This window comes from Endozoicomonas sp. (assembly GCF_051008435.1).
Taxonomy (GTDB): domain Bacteria; phylum Pseudomonadota; class Gammaproteobacteria; order Pseudomonadales; family Endozoicomonadaceae; genus Endozoicomonas_A.
The window spans coordinates 1-3,919 of sequence record NZ_JBPCXO010000188.1; the positions used below are offsets into that span (position 1 = coordinate 1).

Genomic DNA, 3,919 nt, shown 5'->3' on the forward strand with positions numbered 1-3,919 from the left:
TAGTGAGGGTGTTGCACACATGTCTGATCCTTCAGAAATTTTGATCCTTACAAATCAATCGTCTCCTGAAGGCTATTTCTGTTGCAACCCCTCACTTTTCATCAGCCAACCTGTAAAAGCCCCGAAAAACATTGGGCAAATTATTAACTACCGTTTTGGAACACTGCCAGAGTCCGATATGATCACGACCGAGGTCAGGAGCTATGTTCAACCCGGTAAGCTTTACCAGTTTTCGCCGGGGCAGCTCAAGGAGACAGACGACCAGCGTCTTGCCACACACGTCGCCAGCAGAATAGAAACGCCTGCCCATGCCCAAATCCAGGGGGAATGGAGCAGAGACATCACCAAAGCCAGAAAAGAAGCCAATATTCTTGGAAAATTCAGTACCTTTTATATTCCGCATAACGAATTAACCATTCCTAAGGATGAAGCTACTGCTGAAAAGCTGGCCTATTACAACGCTATATTGCTGAACTCCGGAGATGCAATCAGGATCGAAGCGCCCTATGAGCTTCCTGTGAATGTGGTGCGTTTTGATAAAAACTATGAAAAAGGTTACCTGACTCTGCCCACCCACGGTGGCGGCTATTATCTGGAAGTTCACGACACTCCACATTTATGGAGCCATCTGGATAAACAGGGCGGGGGTTATGTTTTTCTGGGTAAAAAGATGGGTGACAAGACTTACCATCTCACGGCTTTTAACATTCCTTATGGCAAAGCCATTTATGCGCCAGGAGGCGTTATACATTGCGATGGACTGTTAATTGGCAACGTTTATGCCATCTATACCGTCACTGAGCATTATTCAACCGCGATTATTATCTCACCCAACGGTTTGACACCCACATTGAAAATTCCTGCGCCCACCCGCTCGATTTCAAGACAGTGATCCACTGGCATGTTTAAGCCAGAGTTGCCTTCAGGTCATCGACGGTCATCCCTCCATGGCATCCTGCTTTTTGTGGCACTCTTCTATGCCCAAAGAGTCAACTGTTTTCCAAACCCGATACCACTTTTTACACCCGTACAGGCCCAGAACCTTCTGCCACTGGTGAATGCCTTCAGCGATAGTCAGTTACAGCCTTGCTGGGAAGTCATCATTAACAGTCTGCAATTATCGTCATCCCTCTTCTTTGCTGCCGATGGAGCAAGAATCGTTTCTCTGCTGGCCAGTAACAGAAGTATTTCCGAGCCTGAAGCCCTGTCAGGAAAAGTCCTTTCTTCTACGGCGCTGGCTGAACTATCCGCAATTCAGGGTGTTCTGGCTATTCAGGGGTTTAAGCGGTGGCACAGCAAAGCCCCGTTAACACCGGGAGCCCGATATATTCATGCCCTGACCACATCAGGGAGTGGAGCTGGACTCCTGATCATCTGTACGGGTGTGGCATCCGGTGATTTCTGGGTGACCGCAGGTGGTAATGTTGCTGTGGTGATCTTTTTCCTGGCAGAAGCAGTCACTACACGCTGGCGCGACCCTCAACTGAGATGGATAGACCGACGGCAGATCATAACGGGGAATCTGGGGGGCATGTTGTTTGCCGCTTCTTCTTTTGCAGCTTTTTCCACACAGGACATTTCAGATGCCGTTCTGGCGACGGGATTACTGGTACTCAGTGCAGCACTGACACCTACAACCTTGCTCTACTTCACCACACTGACCGCAAAAATGGTCCACAGGCTTCGAAGTGGCTGATCTTCGTGGATACCTTCCAAGCCTGACAATTCATAAAGCGGCTTTGAAAATAGCAAAAAAAAAGCCCACTCAAAAGAGTGGGCTTTTTTAGTTTTGGTAGGCGGTACTGGAGTCGAACCAGCGACCTTTACGATGTCAACGTAACGCTCTAACCAGCTGAGCTAACCGCCTGAAGTTGCTGCGTATATTATCAATGCAGCTGAAAAATGCAAGTCCCGATTACTGATTAATCTAAAAGAAAATCAGGTGCTTAGCTAAAAATTTCAGGACCATCGTTTATCTTTGATTACGGACAAGGGCTACCCCCTGGTTTTTTTAAACACCAGGCAACGATTATTGGCGGGCATAGCCACATCCTGCTGCAGAGCCAGGCCTGCCTTGTTCGCTAACCTTTCAATCGCTTCAAAGTCCCGTATAGCACTGTTCGGATCTCTCTGTTTCAACCATGCATCAAACCGGGCATTACTCTCGCTGGTGTATTGTCCCTGGTAGTTGAAAGGCCCGTAGATACAAACCAATCCGCCCTCCACCAGCACCCTGCCAATCCCGTCAAAGCAATGTTCAACCGCCGTCCAGCTCATGATATGCAGAGTATTAGCCGTGAAGATGTTCTCAACCTGATTCACAGGCCAGGCTGCACTGACATCCAGCTCCAGAGGGCGTAGATAATTGCTCAAGCCGCTGACTGCTCGCCTCGCTTCAATCACTGCCAGAGAATCTGCCCTGTCGGTTGGCTGCCATTGGGTGGCAGGCATGGAAGCAGCAAAAAATTCCACATGCTGGCCAGTACCACTACCGATCTCTACCACACTGGCAGTCTTCTCAAACAAAGGTTGAATGACAGCCAGAATGGGTTGTTTGTTTTTTTCACAGGCTTCTGAAAAGGGTAATGTCATTGAAATAGCGCACTTTGGGTTAATTCCAGGATTGAACCTATTCTATCGGAAATTCCAAGGCTATACGCTTAATCTATCTCTCCATGAGTCAAGCAAACTACCAATGAAAACCAACATTCTGGAATCAGTCTCCCTCAAGGGCCTTCCCGTGGCGTCATTATCATTTAGTCAGTATCACTAACAAGGCAGGTATTCAGGAAACTCACTGCTCTGAAAACCATCCAACCTTCTGTTATCAAATTTTACAGGGATGTTTATGCAAGCCGTCAGCCACTGCGCTCTAAATTCAGACTCCGGCCAAAGTAAACTGCCAGTTTCTCATAAAAAAACAGCTCCAGCAGGATTTCTCTGGAATAAAAACATCACTCAAACCTTACCGGATAAGCAGACTCCCACCCAAAAAGCAGTCAGACAAACTAGAGCGCTGTCGCAATGTTATTGCCAAAAACAGGATCAATTAAGAGATCAGGCTCGCAACGTCGTCAAGAATTTACTCCCTCAAGAATACTGGGAACAGAAACCAACCACTGCCCCAGAATACCTAGAGTTGGAAAGCCATGTTTAACCCACCACCCAGCCCTTGCCACAACACCATCGGGGCAACAGCTCGCGACACTGGGCAATGCCGTTCAGGAACTGCTTTGCCTGTCTCTGGAAGAAGAACAATGTGATCCTGAGGTTATGGAAAACACTTTCTCAGCTCTCGAAGCTGCTCTTCTGAATGCTCATAAACTGGAAAGCCCTGAGGACCAGGAAAAAACCTACCAAGAGATTGTATCGATCCTTCATCAGCTAATGGAATTAGCAGGCATAGATACAGCGGACAGTCCCCTGAAAACCTTCTCGCCGTTAACAACCCAGTCCTTTGAATTATCCGTTGATGCACTCATTTTTCAGCTCAAATTACTGAGTTTCTGCGAACAACACCTTGATGAAGTTCAGATTTTTCTGACCCAATTCATGGTAATGGATATTAAGTTGGCCAAAGAAGCAGGCAATCCCTTTCTATTCCTGGACTTACCCACTGAAAGTTTATGCAAATGGCTTGATAGTCATTTTGAACTGCTTGAACTTAGAACGGATCTCATGAATAACGAGGAAGACACCTGGCTTCAGGTTGATTGTCCAGCCAGCCGAACCAACGATCATATATGGGTCAATTTCATGGTAACTATTCAGCCCCCAACAAAGGTTGATTCCCGTAATTCTTCATCGCTATAAACAGGGCTTCAAAAACGTTTCCTGTTTACCACTAATCATACGTCATGACACAGAGAAAGCAGATTTAAGAATATACATCTGTTTTTTTATTCTTCCTGATTTTTAA

At 46.7% G+C, this 3,919-nt stretch carries 4 protein-coding genes and 1 tRNA gene; 3 read left to right on the forward strand and 2 right to left on the reverse strand.

Annotated elements, in window-relative coordinates; all coding sequences use genetic code 11:
• A partial coding sequence (locus tag ACR2PX_RS09285; protein ID WP_433999079.1) for a hypothetical protein occupies positions 1 to 892 on the forward strand: 892 nt, incomplete at its 5' end.
• 9 nt (positions 893 to 901) lie between these two features.
• Complete coding sequence (locus tag ACR2PX_RS09290) at positions 902 to 1,696, forward strand: hypothetical protein (protein ID WP_433999080.1); 795 nt, start codon at positions 902 to 904, stop codon at positions 1,694 to 1,696.
• A 94-nt stretch (positions 1,697 to 1,790) separates the two neighbouring features.
• On the opposite strand, the gene ACR2PX_RS09295 is transcribed toward ACR2PX_RS09290, so the two are convergent.
• Both ACR2PX_RS09295 and ACR2PX_RS09300 read right to left on the reverse strand, forming a co-directional pair.
• Positions 1,791 to 1,867, reverse strand: a tRNA-Val gene (locus tag ACR2PX_RS09295).
• A gap of 128 nt (positions 1,868 to 1,995) precedes the next feature.
• A complete protein-coding gene (locus ACR2PX_RS09300) occupies positions 1,996 to 2,592 on the reverse strand; it encodes a DUF938 domain-containing protein (RefSeq protein WP_433999081.1) in 597 nt (198 codons plus the stop codon).
• A gap of 432 nt (positions 2,593 to 3,024) precedes the next feature.
• On the opposite strand from ACR2PX_RS09300, the gene ACR2PX_RS09305 reads away from it, so the two are divergent.
• Positions 3,025 to 3,813, forward strand: coding sequence for a hypothetical protein (locus ACR2PX_RS09305; protein ID WP_433999082.1), 789 nt, complete (start codon positions 3,025 to 3,027; stop codon positions 3,811 to 3,813).
• Positions 3,814 to 3,919 lie beyond the last annotated feature (106 nt).